We start from the raw sequence: 15,202 nt of genomic DNA, 5'->3' as shown, positions 1-15,202 counted from the left end.
ATGACAGTGAATACTCCTACTCAATTAAACCCAGCTCAATTAAATCCCACAGAATTAAATCTGGCACAGCGGTTAGCCAGACCTGAGCTACTCGAACTCCAACCCTATCAATCTGCAAGACGTATTGGGGGGCGCGGCGATATCTGGATCAATGCCAACGAATCGCCCTTTAATAACAGTGAACTCGACAAGCTCAATCGATACCCTGAGTGCCAGCCACCTGAGCTTATCTCGGCCTATAGCCGTTACTCGGGTGTTGCTACAGACAGCATCATCGCAGGGCGCGGCGCCGATGAGGCGATAGAGCTGCTCATTCGCACCTTTTGTGTTCCCGGCATCGATTCCATCGCCTGCTTTGGCCCCACTTATGGCATGTATGCCATCAGCGCCAAGACCTTTAATGTCGGCGTCAATGCGCTAAGCCTGACAGATAACTACCAGCTGCCCACAGAGATAGTGGCTCAGGTCAGCGATGCAAAACTGGTGTTTATCTGTAACCCTAATAACCCCACAGGCACAGTGATAGAGAAGTCTGACATCGAAGCTGTAATAGCCAGCATGCCAGACAGGTTAGTAGTGGTCGATGAGGCCTATATCGAATTTTGTCCCGATTATTCCGTCGCCGATCTTATTGAAAAATATGATAACTTAGTTGTACTTCGTACCCTGTCTAAGGCTTTTGCTCTCGCCGGGGCCCGCTGTGGCTTTATGCTGGCTAACCCACAGATCTGTGAGATGGTGATGCGCGTAATAGCCCCCTATCCGGTGCCCCTGCCGGTATCAGAAATGGCGTGCGCCGCGCTCAGCGATAGTGGAGTTGCCTTAATGCGTGAACAGGTCGCCAATTTAAAGGCCAATGGCGCCCGCTTAAGCGATGCCTTGGGTGATTTTGGGGCCAAGGTATTACCGGCAAACGGTAATTTTGTACTGGCCCAGTTTAATGTTCCCCAAGCCGCGGCCTCTAAGCTTAGTCGAGCCGGCGTGGTAGCCAGAACCTATGCAGACCCACGCCTGAGCAACAGCATTCGTTTCAGCTTTAGCAACCAGGAAGAGACCGACTATCTCATCGAACAACTGTCGCAATAGCTATGGCAATAACTTTTTCAATGACAAGAACAAAAAGCATTTAACCAAATTGAAGGTAGAGAGTTCATGAAGCAGAAAATATTATTTATCGACCGCGATGGCACCATCATCGAAGAGCCCGTCACCGACAAGCAGGTGGACAGCCTGGCTAAACTGGTTTTCGAACCCAATGTGATCCCCGCCCTGCTGAAATTACAAAATGCCGGTTATCGTCTGGTGATGGTGAGCAATCAAGATGGCTTAGGTACCCCCTCTTTTCCAAAAGATGACTTCGATGCGCCCCAGGATATGATGATGCAGATCCTGACCAGTCAGGGGATTATTTTCGATGACGTACTTATATGCCCACACTTTAACGATGAAAACTGCAGTTGCCGCAAACCTAAACTGGGTCTGGTCAAAGATTACCTGACGCTCGGTAAGGTCGACTTCACTCAATCTGCCGTGATTGGCGATCGTGAAACTGACATGGGACTCGCCGATGCCATGGGAATTCAGGGACTGCAATATGATCCTGAGAGCTTCAACTGGAATGCCATTGCCGACACACTGCTCAACCGCAACCGCACAGCAACCGTGGTCAGAACCACCAAAGAAACCGACATTCGGGTCACTATCGATCTCGACTCTCAAGAGAAAGGCAAGGTAACGACAGGCATAGGCTTCTTCGATCACATGCTGGATCAGATCTCCACCCACGGTAGCTTCAAGATGGACGTGAAGGTCGATGGCGATCTTGAGATAGACGATCATCACAGCGTCGAAGATACGGCGCTGGCGATCGGCGAAGCGCTTAGAGAGGCCCTCGGCGATAAGCGCGGTATCGCCCGATTTGGCTTCAGCATCCCCATGGATGAAGCAAGCGCCGAATGTCTGCTGGATCTCTCCGGTCGCCCCTTCATCAAATTTGATGGCGAATTTGAGCGTGAGATGGTCGGTGAGATGGCAACCGAGATGGTGCCCCACTTCTTCCGCTCCTTCGCCGACGGCCTGCGCTGCACATTGCACCTCAAGACTCTGGGCGATAACGATCACCACAAGGTCGAAAGCCTCTATAAAGTCTTAGGTCGCACCCTGCGTCAGGCCGTTAAGGTTGAAGGCGATTTACTGCCCTCGAGTAAAGGTGTCTTATGAACCAGGCAGACAGGGATCAGTCAGACAGTTCTACCGTTATCATAGACACAGGTTGTGCCAATTTAAGTTCGGTGCGTTATGCCTTCGAGCGCATTTGCAGTGATGTCCTCGTCAGCGACGATCATACAGTGATAAAAGCTGCAACCCGTGTGGTACTGCCCGGCGTGGGCACCGCCGGTGCGGCAATGGCCTCGTTGAAAGACAAGCGACTCGTCGAATTAATTCAGGGCTTAACCCAACCTGTGCTCGGTGTCTGCTTAGGCATGCAGATGATGACCCAAGTATCGAAAGAGCATGGCGGACGAGAGGTAGACTGTGAATGTCTGGGCCTTATCCCGACCGATGTTGAGGAGCTGGACAGCCAGGGGCAACCTCTGCCCCACATGGGCTGGAATCAGATCACGCCCACAACGCATCCGTTATTTGTAGGCATCCCCGCTGGCAGCTATCTCTACTTCGTTCATAGCTTCCGGGTACCGCTGAGCGAGTACACCATCGCAAGCTGTGAATATGGAGAGACGTTCAGCGCCGCCATCGCCAAAGATAACTTTATGGGCGTACAGTTTCACCCGGAAAAAAGCGCGGCTATCGGCTCAAAAATATTAAGCAATTTCTTAGCGTTAGACCAAACAAAGCTTGACGCTGCAACTCAGGAGGCGAAGTTATGATTATTCCAGCAATCGATCTCATCGAGGGTCAGGTGGTACGTCTATATCAGGGCGATTACGCTCAGAAGACCACCTTCGACCTCTCTCCCCTGTCTCAACTCAAATCCTATGAGACACAAGGGGCTAACTGGCTGCATATTGTCGACCTGACCGGTGCTAAAGATCCCAATGCTCGTCAGACCCGCTTAATCGCCGACTTAGTTTCCGGTCTTAATGCCAACATTCAGGTGGGGGGCGGCATTCGCACAGAAGCCCAGGTCGCCGAGCTGCTGGAAATTGGTGTAAAACGTGTGGTTATCGGCTCTCTGGCCGTTAAGGAGACCGCCCTGGTGCAGAGCTGGTTTGAAAAGTATGGCGCCGATGCAATCTGTCTGGCTCTGGATGTGAATATTAACGAACAGGGCGAAAAAATCGTTGCGGTATCGGGCTGGCAATCGGGTGGTGGCAAGAGCTTAGAATCTCTGGTCGACGCCTTTAAACCCTACGGTCTGAAACACGCGTTAGTGACTGATATCAGCCGCGACGGTACCCTGAAAGGTGCCAATACTGACTTGTATCGAGAAATAGTCACGGCCTACCCGGAGATTAACTGGCAAGCCTCGGGCGGCATCGCCACACTCGATGATGTGGCGGCGGTCAGAGATAGCGGCGCCGATGGCATTATCATAGGTAAAGCGCTGTTAATCGAAAACTTTACCGTCGAGGAGGCGATCCAATGCTGGCCAAATCCACAATAATGCTATGCCCGCTGTTTTCGCACATGACAAGGTTAGGAGAAGCTCAATGCTAGCTAAACGCATCGTTCCCTGCCTGGACGTTAAAGGGGGCAAAGTTGTCAAAGGAGTACAATTTCGCAATCATGAAATTGTCGGTGATATCGTGCCGTTAGCCGCAAGATATGCCGAAGAGGGTGCCGATGAGCTGGTGTTTTATGATATTACCGCCAGTGCCCATGACAGGGTAATAGACAGATCTTGGGTAAGTCGGGTTGCAGAGCGTATCGATATCCCCTTCTGCGTCGCCGGAGGAATAAAAACCATCGCTCAGGCGCGGGAGAAACTGGCCTTCGGTGCCGATAAGATATCGGTTAACTCTCCGGCTCTGACCGACCCCAGCCTTATCGAACGCCTGCAGGACGAGTTTGGTCGCCAGTGTATTGTCATAGGTATCGACTCCTACTACGACTCAGACACCGACAGCTATAAGGTCAAGCAGTTTACCGGCGATGAGGCGGCGACTAAAGATACCCAATGGTACACCCAGGACTGGGTCCAGGAGGTTCAGAAGCGCGGCTGTGGTGAGATAGTCCTCAACGTGATGAACCAGGATGGCGTGCGTCAGGGCTACGACCTCAAGCAGCTCTCTATCGTCCGCGAGATCTGTGATGTGCCCCTTATCGCCTCAGGCGGTGCGGGCACCATGGAACACTTTAAAGATGTGTTCGCCATCGCGAAAGTCGATGCAGCGCTGGCTGCCAGCGTGTTTCATAAGGGCATCATCGACATAGGTGAACTTAAAAGCTACCTGTTTGAAAATAATATCGCCATCAGGCGCTAACCCAAATCACACCTTTCTCATGAGTGAATTATCACCCATGAGAAAAGTATAGGAAACCGGAAATGACAGTGACTGCAGAACAACTATCCAGCCAACTCGATTGGGAAAAACAAGCGGGACTGATCCCTGCAGTGGTACAAAACCACCTCACGGGGAAAGTCCTTATGCTGGGCTATATGGACAGGGCCGCTCTGGCCAAAACCATAGAGACAAAAAGCGTCACCTTCTTCAGCCGCAGCAAGGAGCGGTTATGGACCAAAGGCGAAACCTCAGGCAATACCCTTGAGCTTATCGCCATCGATAAAGACTGCGACAACGATAGCCTGCTTGTACAGGTGATCCCAAATGGCCCAACTTGCCACCTGCAGACCGAAAGCTGTTGGCCGGACGGTAATGCCCATACCTTTATCGATAACCTGTCACAGTTAATCGCCTCGCGCAAAGGGCAAGACCCAGAGTCGAGTTACACCGCCCACCTGTTTGAGAGAGGTACTAAGCGTATCGCTCAAAAAGTCGGTGAAGAGGGGCTGGAAACGGCCTTGGCCGCGGCGACAAATGATAAGCCGGAGCTGATAGATGAAGCCTCCGACCTCATCTACCACCTGTTGGTATTGCTGGAAGATCAGGATTTAGAGTTAGCTGATATCACCAAAAACTTACTCAAACGTCATAGCGAGGCGAGCGGGAGCTGAGCCTGACGCCCGAATGTTTGAACAGATGTTTCAACGCTGGACAGTAATATCAATCGCAATAAGGGCACCTCAGTTGCCCTTTTTATTTCTGCCATCTAATTAAACCGTGAATCGATAAGTCCCATGTAATACAATTAAAAATCTAACGCCAACAGAATCGATCCATTTGAACGAATCGCATAGACAGATCGCTGGTTGAACCCTGAATGAAGAACACAACCATAAAAGGAATTGGCTTATTATGTCCCTTAAAACAAGCTGGCCTTTGCTGCTCACGCTTCTCATATTAAGCTTAGTACCGAGCAAACAAGGTTGCGCTGATAAGCTAACCTATCTGGTCATATCCCACCAAGCAGAACCATTCCAGATAGTTAATCAAAAAGTGGATCAGAATGTTCCGGTTCATCAAGGGATCATTAGTGACATCGTATACGCATCACTTAAAGAGAGCGACGTCGAAGTCACCACTCTTACCTACCCTTTTAAGCGCTTCATCCTGATGATGGCGCCACAGCATACGCCCAGATGGATAAGCTATGGCTCACCTGCCTGGCTAACGACTCATGGTGAAGAGGCACAAAACAGACGTCTGTCGAAAAACAAACTGTTCGATGTATCTCATGTGCTGGTTACAAAAAAGGATTCGGCATTCACCGTCAACCGAGTTGATGATCTGTTTGGCAAAACCATCATTACCCTTAAGGGCTTCACCTACCCCGGACTCGACAGATATATCAAGGCAGGCCTGATATTCAAAGTTGAAGTCAACAGCCACGAAAGTGCACTCAAGGCAGTAGAAACCGGCCGCGGTATAGGCTTTGTCGCCATGAAGACCCGCGCCCTCTATACCATCAGGGACACAGAGCTAAATCGCAATGACTTTACCTTAGTCGACTTCGCCAAGGTTATCGCTCCCTATCCGATACACCTCTCTTTCAGTGACGCCGTGCCCGAAAAGCTTATCGAGCAGGTCGACCAGCAAGTGTTACAACTGAAACAGAGCCATAGAATTGATGAGATCATACGTTCATACATAGGTGAATAGGAAGAGTCAGTCTTTCTCTAAGAGCAATTGTCTAACAATTAGTGAGCTATTAATGACCTGTTGAGGTTTGAGTAACAGAGTAGTCGGCGGGAACGTGATACCGCTCTAATATCTCCTGGTATTCTCCGTTTTGCTGTATTCGCTTGAACCCCATATTTAACTGCTCGGTGAACTTATCTCCTTCAGGGTAATCGGGTGAGATCATAATATGAAAGGCGGCGCTACTTTCGGCCTTAGTAGCCACTGCATAAGTACCGAGGTAGGACGGTGCCGTTCTTCTAATCAGGTTCCAGCCGACGAGTTCATCAATAAGGGTAAAATCGATACGTTTAATGCGTAACATCTCGATATTTTGCCTGTCTGAGGTGACGTAACTCGTGGTTAAACCGGCATCTTTAAAATCTTGTTCATACCAATAGCCCCGCACGCCACCGATTTTATATCCCTTGAAATCTGCCAGTGTCTGCCACTCGAATCCATCGGGGAAACGCGAACGGTTATAGAAAAATTTCGGAAAGAAATAGATAATCGGCCCCGAAAACCCGAAAGTCTCGACTCGGGCTTTTGTCTTCAGATAGGGGAACGTAGCAAACGCCTTTCCGGCCTGAACCTCATGTTCCCCCCTCAACCAAGGCAGAAAATCAAATTCGGGGCGAATATAACTTCCTCTGAAAGCGGCACGAATAATATCGGGAAATATACCGCTCGCCCTGCCCTCATCGTCGATAACATAAGGCTCATAGGGGCTGGTCACAAAAACCAGCGACGATGAACTGTCAGGCTCACTAACGACCGCCCACACCTTTAGGCCCGGGCAAACTCCCAGACATAAAGTTATGAATAATAAAAGGTACTTAACAGATGTCATCATGACTCAATTGTCAACGTGTTGGCACCAAACTCAATAAAAAAGAACTGATGAACACGCTTAACCCTCGTCCCTATCCCGCCAATTATCAACAAATTATGACTCGTCAGATATCGCTCTACACAGTAAAGATAGTCTGTGAAAAGCGTGAGCGCTATGACGAACCGGCTCTGATGAAGCTCGACAGCAATATCCGTCATTCAACTCTCCGTTTAGACACATATAAGAACAGACAATTCACCGATTAACATAGTGTTGGCAAATATAAGTTCTGCTACAATTCCCGCCGAAATCATCCAATAAAAAAATAGTACCCTATGAATCTCTCAAATAAAGTTCTAGCAGTTAATGATGATCTTCCTATCCGCACAGATAAGGCCGTTCATTCAGGTAAAGTTCGCAGCGTTTACTGGCTTACAGAGCAAGACAGCGCACGTCTGATTAAAGACAAAGGTTATGACGTCCCGGCTAATACACCACTTGCCATCATGGTGATCAGCGACAGGATCTCTGCCTTCGATTGTATCTGGCAAGGTGAAGATGGCCTCAACGGTGTTCCCGGTAAAGGCGCGGCGTTAAATGCCATCTCAAATCATTGGTTTAAGCTGTTTAAAGAGAAAGGCTTAGCCGACAGTCATATCCTCGATGTGCCACACCCGTTTGTCTGGATAGTACAAAAAGCGCAACCTGTCTTGGTTGAAGCGATTGCAAGACAGTACATAACCGGCTCAATGTGGCGCGCTTACACTAAAGGCGAACGTGAGTTTTGTGGCATCACCCTGCCTGAAGGGTTAGAAAAAGATCAAAAGCTACCCGAGCTGCTTATCACACCATCGACTAAAGGTGTTCTGACAGGTCTCGAAGGCGTACCGGAAGCGGACGATGTTAACGTATCGCGAGCCGATATCGAACGTCATCTGGAAGGCTTTAACTTCCACAGCCACTCAGACATCGATCTCTACGAGAAGCTACTCAAAGAAGGTTTCGCCGTTATCAGTGATGCACTGGCCGAGCAAGATCAGATCTTCATCGATACCAAGTTTGAATTTGGCTACGTCAATGGTGCCGATGGCAAAGAAAAGCTTATCTATATGGATGAAGTGGGTACGCCAGACAGCTCACGTATCTGGGATGGTCCGGCTCACCGCGACGGTCAGATAATCGAGAAGTCTAAAGAGGGCTTCAGACAGTGGCTACTCAACCACTTCCCGGACTCAGATATCCTGCTTAACAAAGAGCGCATGCCTGAGCGTTTCGCCCTGGCAGCGGATAACAAGCTACCGCAATCGGTCATGATGGATATCTCTAACACCTATGTGGGCATTGCCGAGAAGATCATTGGTGAGAAGCTGACTATCAGCGAAAACCCTAAGCAGGAGATCATCGATATTCTGCGCAATGAATATCAGTTGATTGCCGACTAAGCTGGGCTGACTAAGCTCGCAGTATTAGTACTTAGCCCTGCTCTGATAAAGATACTAAGCCGCAACTCCCTTTAAGGAAGTTGCGGCTTTTTCATTCACCAAAGAGATTCTGGCTCCCACGTACGCCTCCCCCTTTTAATATCCAGAGTTCCCCAGAAGGATTCTCTAACATACACATAAAAATCCCCAAGCTTTCTTTGATCCAATAAAATCTCAGGCCTTATTTCACTGGGTAACCTCTCGCCACGCACTACAAAACGCCAATAATGAGGCCTAAAAGGATCAAATAATTCTCTTTCCCTTCGGATTGCTTCAATCTCGGTATATAGATAATTATTGCCGTCCAAATATTCTGTCGCCGCAGTAACCACCTTTTGAGGAGGGTAGTATAACCTTGTTCTGATAGGGAAAAGACTCACTACAATCAACATACCGATGAACCCAAAAAACAACATCCACGACCATTTAGCCAACACAAAATGTGATGCAATTAAACCGGATAACACCAACCAGATACCAAAACATATCAAGAGCGGCTTAAGTTCTAATAAAATCGGGAAGAAAGAATTACCTTTATCTGCGGGTGCAGCACAATAAAACAGTGCGGCACCAAATAACAGCGAGAACAGCACCTCCAATATCCTGAACTTAATCAAACTGAATCCTCCATTGTTTTAATGTGCCAATATTATCTCTTTTTTGATCGCTGATCTTGAGCGCCCAAACGCCTTTAGCTGTTTCAACTTGTCTTAAGTCTATATGCCAATTCTCATTAAATATATACTTGCCCGGGTTCACCAAATTATAATGCTTACCTGTTGGTGATATTAATTGAACCGCAATATCAGCTAACATTGGATGTGATATCCTAGCTGTGACAGTGATGGTTGTTGAATATATATCAACGGGTACTGTAATGTTCGACGTCACACCATAACCTCTATTATCTGGTATGTTGTATTCAGTATTGTTGGAATATGTTTGTCCGGATAACTCCTCTATAAAAATAGTCACCGACGTGGAAGATGTATTCTGCTGGTTGTCAATTATGGTCGCTGTTATTGTATGTTGGCCAGGTGACAGTAACACATCTTTTTCCCCGCCTACGCCTAACTCTCCATCGATATTCGAACCCCATGAAATTTTATCGCTTAGCTCGCCATCCTCTTCATCCCATGCTTTACCGGTAAGGTGAATTAAAGAACCAAATGTAAAACGTTGTTCATCTACCGGATTCACAATGTCAACACTTGGTGCAGTGTTGACAGTAGGCTGCACCGAAATCATTAGACTGGCTGACGAGGTCAATTTCCCATCTGAAACTATATATATAACCTCAACATTTTCTTCAAAATAAAAAGGAGCCGTATATTTTATTTTATTGTTCTCAATTACGGCACTACCATTTGAAGGCTCAGAAATTGAAGTGATAAACAAAAGATCATCATTTGGGTCAACATCATTCAAAAGGACATCGACAATAATGCTCCTACCTTGGTACACCTCAGTAGAATCATCTTGGGCTAAAGGAGCTTCATTATTATCAAGGACACTTACAGTCACAAATCCTTCCGACTCCGCACCTGATGGATCGGAAATTAGATAAGTAAATGCATCCTCACCAACAAAATCATCTTTGGGTTGATAGACGATATTGTTCCCAGACAACTCTGTGCTACCGTATTGTCCCTGCTCAAAACTAATTAATTCAATAAATTCATTATCCACATCATAGTCATTTGACAACACATCGATGCTCACACCAACATTTAGCTGTGTAAATGCAACATCCTTAACGGCTGTTGGTGAAGAGTTAACTGTGTCGACAGAGATAAATACAGCAGCTACATCCAAGTTTCCCAAATTGTCGGTAATCGAATAAGTAAACTCATCTGTACCATGAAAATCAGTGTTAGGAATATAGGTGAACTTACCATTTGACAGATTTACTAATCCATTTTCGGGCTGTGAAAAGCTAGCAATGCTTAACGACCCCGTAGACTCGATAGTATCGTTACTCAACACATCAATTTCAACGGATGTGTTAATAAACAATTTCACTGTGTCGTCATTAGCGATGACGAGTGGTTCATCATTTAAAACGGTTAAGTGCACTAGGGCAGTCGAAAGGTTTCCCTGAACGTCTTGGATAGTATAGCTAAAATCCTCATCTCCAATGAAGTCAGTCTCCGGTGTGTAGATCAGCTCATCTCCTAAACCTCTGACGACTGAACCGTTGAAAGGCTGGGTGAAACGGACGATGCTGTAACTATCGCCCTCTACGTCGTAATCATTACTAAAAACATTGATAGCTAGTGAAGTATTCTTTGGTACCTCAACATTATCATTAACGGCTACAGCAGGATTATTTTCGAGAACAAAGGTAATCGTAACAATAGCAGTCGCACTCCCTCCTTTACCGTCCGTAATAGAATAGGCGAACGAATCAGTGCCATTGGCATCAATATTGGCATTATAGGTAATGAGTTTATCGGTAACATCTATTGTCCCTTTAGCGGGTAAGGAGTAACCGCTTATTCTCAGAGAATCATTGTCCAAATCCGAATCATTCTGCAATACATCTAGTGTGGATTGGGTGCCTGGTGTTAATGAATAGCTATCATTCATCGCAATAGGATCATCATTAATAAGATTTCCAACCTCAATAGATACCTGCGAAGTCGCCGATCCACCTTTAGTCACATTAGTAGCAACATCAAAGTCCATAATTGTATATGTAAAGCTATCAGCACCAACATAGCCCTGAACTGGTGTATACCCCAATTGATTACCATAATTGGTAATGGTTCCGTGCATAGCCTCAGAGTAAGATGAAATATATAATCCGTCTCCATCTATGTCTAAATCATTGTCCAAGACTTTAAAATAGGTCGTGATGCCTTCAGGAACATGATAAGCATCTGCATTCGCGACGGGTTCATGGTTGGGTTTCACTAATACGCGTACCGTACCTAGTGCTGAACCGCCCTTCCAAATATTATTTTTTGGATGAAGGTCAATTAGCTCATATTGGAAAACATCTTCACCTTCAAAATCTATCGTTGGTGTATATTGAATGGCATTACCCACGACTTCAGCGACCCCATGTTGAGCGGAAGTGACTGAATTGACCTTGAGCAGATCACCGTCATCATCAAGGTCATTTTGAGCAACATTTATGTACATCGCCTTTCCAAGAGAAGTAACTTCATCGTCTACTGCAACCGGAATCGCATTGTCAGCCGCTGAGCAACCTGAAAAATCCCAACATGAATATGACAAACTGGTGGCCACATTCTTTTTCGATATGACATTGCCCCCCTTTATCAGGGGGTACATCAATAAATTTTTTATCTTTAATGCTGTATTTGATTGTAGTTTTGAAAAATCAGATGCTGGGATAGAAAATGTTACAGTGTTAATCCCTTGGCTTAAATCAATGCTTGGTTCTCCGTAGGCACCGACATGTTCACCGCTCACCGTAGTGACTATTGCAGAGTATCCAAATTTTTCAGCCGGCAGTGAATCAACATTAAAGGACACGTCTATCATATCAATGAAACGATTATCTGCGCTGTCGATGGGGTCGAAAGTCACATTGCCTAGATAGAGTAAATCATCACGTTCCCAAGAGTCATTATCATAAAATGCGGTATTAGCTCGCGAGCCACTCCATTGAATATACTGGTCACCATATTCGATTGCCAAATTTTTAATTTTAAACTTTCCAGAGTAATTAAAGCTCCGAATTTTTTTTCCATCAATTTTGGCATAAATTTTCTTTTCTGACGCATCAATACTGCCGTAATGAACTAAATTACCTTCATCACCAAGCCCCAACGTAACGCTATAAGTGAAACGACCGGTAGCTGGAAACTCTCCCCCTGTTTCAAAGTTTAAAATCAACGCATCACTATATCCATCACCATCTTTATCTGACACATATTCAGAATATGTGTCGGTGATGTAGATATTTTCAATATTTACTTTGAACCTAGATGCAACGCTAGCCTCAAATTTCTCTCCATTTCTATTGATTCCTGTAATATGCACAGACAAATTATATATACCCGTGGATAAAGGTTTAAATAACGTCGAGTACAAACCATCATTCGCCGAATAGTCCGAGGCGGTACCGTCATCATGAGTTGTCACTTGCTGAAGGATAACTCCATCCTTCGAGACCTCAATAGTCACCCTTCCTTGAGTATGGGGAAATCCACTTTCAGCTAAAAAAACTGAAATCGGCATAAAGCGGTTAACCATTGGATTAACTGAAGACTCGCCTATCGTTAAATGAAACAATATATTCGAATCATTAACCTGAACGCTTACCGGTATTTTTGGTTGTGCGGATGTGGTCAAGCCTTTTATGGTATATTGACCCGCCTTGGCATCTGTTATTTCAACAATCCAACTGTTGGTTAACGCGATAAAATGTTCTTCACTGGTTACCGGTGCGAACTCTATTATATCGACACCATATAAAGCGGCATTATTTTCAGTGATCACTTCATTATCAGGTCTAATAAGGCTAATAGCGCTGGTTTGAAAGCCCTCAACATTGGGAATGATCACAGTAATGCTTTCGCTTTTAGGTACATCAAATGAGGTACTGAACTCGCCATTTAGCACCGTCGCGTCTTTGTTTATACGCAACTGTTGCAACGGCGTCGCGGCTTCAGATAGTAAAGGCAATAAAATCAATATTGCTAACAATATATAATTAGTGATTTTCATTGCCAACACTCCATTTCAGCATCCCAGTTAACGCTTCTTTTTTGACAATCTCTTGTGCCCCAGTCCATATATCTCCATAAGGGTTTGGATAAAGCACCGTAGCATGATTGCCAACGGTTATGATTGCTTTTTTTGCGCCACCAGGCGTAGCACTTTTTAAGCTTACTAGAGAGTCATTAAGTTGTGGTTCATCGTTAGCCACGGGGATGTAGACAGGTATTGTTAAGGGAGGATTTTGTTGAGGCCAATAGAGAACGGCATATTTTTCCTCAACAATGTATTCTTTAACGTCTCTAATCTTTAGAAAAGTTTTCGTCGACAGTATTGTTGAAGGAATTTGATTGTGCCGATTTTCCACGCTGTCAACTCGACCATCCAGATCAGCATCTATATTTGCACCGATGGCGAGGTATTTTATTCCTTTGGGTATTTGATGGCGTCTAGAAAATTCTGTCGCCGTATCCGTTTTTAAGTCACAAATGTCTGTAAGAATAGCTTTCACAGCGATATTTACAAATTCATGGAATATTTGATTATAATCGATTGCATCCGCAACCACAGTGCCATAATTAGGAGTGCTATGAGTAACGAGTGAATTAACAGCCAAGGTATTTTTCACAACACTGTTATCCATCAACCCCGCTGAAACAGGTAAAGGCTCAGCATTAATATTATTGATAAACCACCTTGAATCAAGTCCCCCTTTAGAGTGGGCAATCAAATTAAATTTGTTAGTTTTTAATGTATCTGAAAATTCAACTGCTACATTACGAATGTTTCGCCCATGTTCAATAATAGATGGAGTTCCCCCAGCTATACAGCTATCAATTTGAGCTGAGGAGTTATGAGAGACAATTTGGTATGGGAGACCTAAATTATTCATTAACCTTACATAATCGCTCTTTACATTTGTCATGACGGTAGGATCACCGCCAAGCCCGACAATCAATAAAACCGGGTCTACTACTTCATACTCCAGAGTCACATAATCAATTTCAACCGCCCATTTCTGACAGCCAACTTTTCCAGAGCTGAGCTCCACAAATTCATTGCCTGCATCAATTCTTATCTGGACTACGTTTTCACTAACTTCACCTTGAGAGGTAGGAAGGTTTAGTTTAGAAATGTCCAGTTCGAATCTATTTTGTACCCATAACTCATTAGAACCCGATAACACTCCAATTTTCTCGCCGTTAAAGTACACCTCATCGATTTCGGGAGTTAACTGATCAGGCTCACCGTCATAATCGCAGTCTTCCAAAGCTGATTCGTTGTCAACATCAAACACCGGCATTGATATTACGAACTTCTCTGATATCAACTTATTCTCTTTTAGCTTGGTTATATCCCCAACATAACGATCTATTTTCAAACTAAATTGATAATCAAATGTTTTTGAGTCATCTCGCTTAAGGTAAACATCATTGTCTTGGCCTTTATCCGAGACGACAAAAGTATTTGAAGGAATATTAGTTTTGTCAAAACTAAATGGCGATTTTCCAACATGTGAAGGAAAATCGGCGTTTGCAAGTACATAGGCAGGAAACAAAATGGCAGTTAACAGAGCTATTATTCTAAGCATAAATACATCCTTGTATTATTGTGGCTAGATTTTAGCCTAGGTCTTAGTTGATTCCCTGTCAATTAGCAAAACCCAATATACATTCCATATTAGTTCCACTAACACTCAGATGTCATTCTCTACGAGAAGTGACTTAAAGATGGCTTCAGACAGTGGCTACTCAACCACTTCCCGGGCTCGGATATCATGCTCAACAAAGAGCGAATAGATGAGCGTTTCGCCCTGGCAGCCGATAATAAGCTACCGCAATCTGTGATGATGAATAATTCGGGTAATAATTCGGGTAATAATTCGGGTCAGAGTCTGTGGGATCCCCACGAATTTAATAGCATGCTTGTGGATCCCTGACTAAATCCAGTAGTGACTGTATCGCAGCTTGCCAATGCGCCTTTACTAACCTCAACTT

General features: G+C 45.3%; 13 protein-coding genes and 1 pseudogene. 10 read left to right on the top strand and 4 right to left on the bottom strand.

Annotated features, from left to right (window positions below; all coding sequences use genetic code 11):
• The 7 genes from hisC to EKG39_RS05335 all read left to right on the top strand — a co-directional run bounded on the left by hisC (position 1) and on the right by EKG39_RS05335 (position 6,182).
• On the top strand, positions 1–1,086 hold the full coding sequence (gene hisC, locus EKG39_RS05365; RefSeq protein WP_126504736.1) for a histidinol-phosphate transaminase: 1,086 nt from the start codon (positions 1–3) through the stop codon (positions 1,084–1,086).
• A 66-nt stretch (positions 1,087–1,152) separates the two neighbouring features.
• Entirely contained in the window at positions 1,153–2,220 is a 1,068-nt protein-coding gene (gene hisB, locus EKG39_RS05360) for a bifunctional histidinol-phosphatase/imidazoleglycerol-phosphate dehydratase HisB (RefSeq protein ID WP_126504735.1), read from the top strand.
• Complete coding sequence (gene hisH / locus EKG39_RS05355; RefSeq protein ID WP_126504734.1) at positions 2,217–2,888, top strand: imidazole glycerol phosphate synthase subunit HisH; 672 nt, start codon at positions 2,217–2,219, stop codon at positions 2,886–2,888. The genes hisB and hisH overlap by 4 nt, the downstream gene beginning before the upstream one ends.
• Positions 2,885–3,625: a 1-(5-phosphoribosyl)-5-[(5-phosphoribosylamino)methylideneamino]imidazole-4-carboxamide isomerase gene (gene hisA, locus EKG39_RS05350; protein ID WP_126504733.1), complete on the top strand. Its 741-nt coding sequence runs from the start codon at positions 2,885–2,887 to the stop codon at positions 3,623–3,625. Before hisH ends, hisA begins: the two co-directional genes overlap by 4 nt.
• A gap of 46 nt (positions 3,626–3,671) precedes the next feature.
• The gene (gene hisF / locus EKG39_RS05345; protein ID WP_126504732.1) at positions 3,672–4,445 is read left to right on the top strand and encodes an imidazole glycerol phosphate synthase subunit HisF; all 774 of its coding nucleotides are present in this window, start codon (positions 3,672–3,674) and stop codon (positions 4,443–4,445) included.
• A 62-nt stretch (positions 4,446–4,507) separates the two neighbouring features.
• The gene (gene hisIE / locus EKG39_RS05340) at positions 4,508–5,137 is read left to right on the top strand and encodes a bifunctional phosphoribosyl-AMP cyclohydrolase/phosphoribosyl-ATP diphosphatase HisIE (protein WP_126504731.1); all 630 of its coding nucleotides are present in this window, start codon (positions 4,508–4,510) and stop codon (positions 5,135–5,137) included.
• Positions 5,138–5,378: 241 nt separating this feature from the next.
• Complete coding sequence (locus EKG39_RS05335; RefSeq protein WP_126504730.1) at positions 5,379–6,182, top strand: substrate-binding periplasmic protein; 804 nt, start codon at positions 5,379–5,381, stop codon at positions 6,180–6,182.
• Positions 6,183–6,231: 49 nt separating this feature from the next.
• Here EKG39_RS05335 and EKG39_RS05330 read toward each other — a convergent pair whose 3' ends face one another.
• Positions 6,232–6,984, bottom strand: coding sequence for a substrate-binding periplasmic protein (locus EKG39_RS05330; protein ID WP_246028418.1), 753 nt, complete (start codon positions 6,982–6,984; stop codon positions 6,232–6,234).
• Positions 6,985–7,100: 116 nt separating this feature from the next.
• Here EKG39_RS05330 and EKG39_RS05325 point away from each other — a divergent pair, with 116 nt between their 5' ends.
• Together EKG39_RS05325 and EKG39_RS05320 are read left to right on the top strand one after the other, a co-directional pair.
• On the top strand, positions 7,101–7,298 hold the full coding sequence (locus EKG39_RS05325) for a hypothetical protein (RefSeq protein ID WP_126504728.1): 198 nt from the start codon (positions 7,101–7,103) through the stop codon (positions 7,296–7,298).
• 69 nt (positions 7,299–7,367) lie between these two features.
• Positions 7,368–8,474, top strand: a complete 1,107-nt coding sequence (locus tag EKG39_RS05320; RefSeq protein WP_126504727.1) for a phosphoribosylaminoimidazolesuccinocarboxamide synthase — start codon at positions 7,368–7,370, stop codon at positions 8,472–8,474.
• A 95-nt stretch (positions 8,475–8,569) separates the two neighbouring features.
• On the opposite strand, the gene EKG39_RS05315 is transcribed toward EKG39_RS05320, so the two are convergent.
• The 3 genes from EKG39_RS05315 to EKG39_RS05305 are packed head-to-tail and all read right to left on the bottom strand — an operon-like array spanning position 8,570 to position 14,796.
• Positions 8,570–9,130: a hypothetical protein gene (locus EKG39_RS05315; protein ID WP_126504726.1), complete on the bottom strand. Its 561-nt coding sequence runs from the start codon at positions 9,128–9,130 to the stop codon at positions 8,570–8,572.
• Positions 9,123–13,214 carry an Ig-like domain-containing protein gene (locus tag EKG39_RS05310; RefSeq protein ID WP_126504725.1) on the bottom strand — a complete coding sequence of 1,364 codons (4,092 nt, stop codon included), beginning with the start codon at positions 13,212–13,214 and terminating at the stop codon, positions 9,123–9,125. Before EKG39_RS05310 ends, EKG39_RS05315 begins: the two co-directional genes overlap by 8 nt.
• Positions 13,201–14,796, bottom strand: coding sequence for a lipase family protein (locus EKG39_RS05305; protein ID WP_126504724.1), 1,596 nt, complete (start codon positions 14,794–14,796; stop codon positions 13,201–13,203). Before EKG39_RS05305 ends, EKG39_RS05310 begins: the two co-directional genes overlap by 14 nt.
• 135 nt (positions 14,797–14,931) lie before the next feature.
• Here EKG39_RS05305 and EKG39_RS05300 point away from each other — a divergent pair.
• A pseudogene (locus EKG39_RS05300) lies at positions 14,932–15,081 on the top strand (phosphoribosylaminoimidazolesuccinocarboxamide synthase); the annotation flags it as partial.
• Between the last annotated feature and the right edge of the window lie 121 nt (positions 15,082–15,202).

The organism is Shewanella atlantica (genome assembly GCF_003966265.1).
Classification (GTDB): Bacteria; Pseudomonadota; Gammaproteobacteria; order Enterobacterales; family Shewanellaceae; genus Shewanella; species Shewanella atlantica.
This window is presented reverse-complemented; position numbering and strand designations above follow the sequence as displayed.

Coding starts and splice junctions, on each gene's coding strand:
- hisB (WP_126504735.1), top strand. CDS start 1,153: ATGAAGCAGAAAATATTATTTATCGACCGCGATGGCACCATCATCGAA.
- hisH (WP_126504734.1), top strand. CDS start 2,217: ATGAACCAGGCAGACAGGGATCAGTCAGACAGTTCTACCGTTATCATA.
- EKG39_RS05320 (WP_126504727.1), top strand. CDS start 7,368: ATGAATCTCTCAAATAAAGTTCTAGCAGTTAATGATGATCTTCCTATC.
- hisC (WP_126504736.1), top strand. CDS start 1: ATGACAGTGAATACTCCTACTCAATTAAACCCAGCTCAATTAAATCCC.
- hisIE (WP_126504731.1), top strand. CDS start 4,508: ATGACAGTGACTGCAGAACAACTATCCAGCCAACTCGATTGGGAAAAA.
- hisA (WP_126504733.1), top strand. CDS start 2,885: ATGATTATTCCAGCAATCGATCTCATCGAGGGTCAGGTGGTACGTCTA.
- EKG39_RS05305 (WP_126504724.1), bottom strand. CDS start 14,796: ATGCTTAGAATAATAGCTCTGTTAACTGCCATTTTGTTTCCTGCCTAT.
- EKG39_RS05310 (WP_126504725.1), bottom strand. CDS start 13,214: ATGAAAATCACTAATTATATATTGTTAGCAATATTGATTTTATTGCCT.
- EKG39_RS05335 (WP_126504730.1), top strand. CDS start 5,379: ATGTCCCTTAAAACAAGCTGGCCTTTGCTGCTCACGCTTCTCATATTA.
- EKG39_RS05325 (WP_126504728.1), top strand. CDS start 7,101: ATGAACACGCTTAACCCTCGTCCCTATCCCGCCAATTATCAACAAATT.
- hisF (WP_126504732.1), top strand. CDS start 3,672: ATGCTAGCTAAACGCATCGTTCCCTGCCTGGACGTTAAAGGGGGCAAA.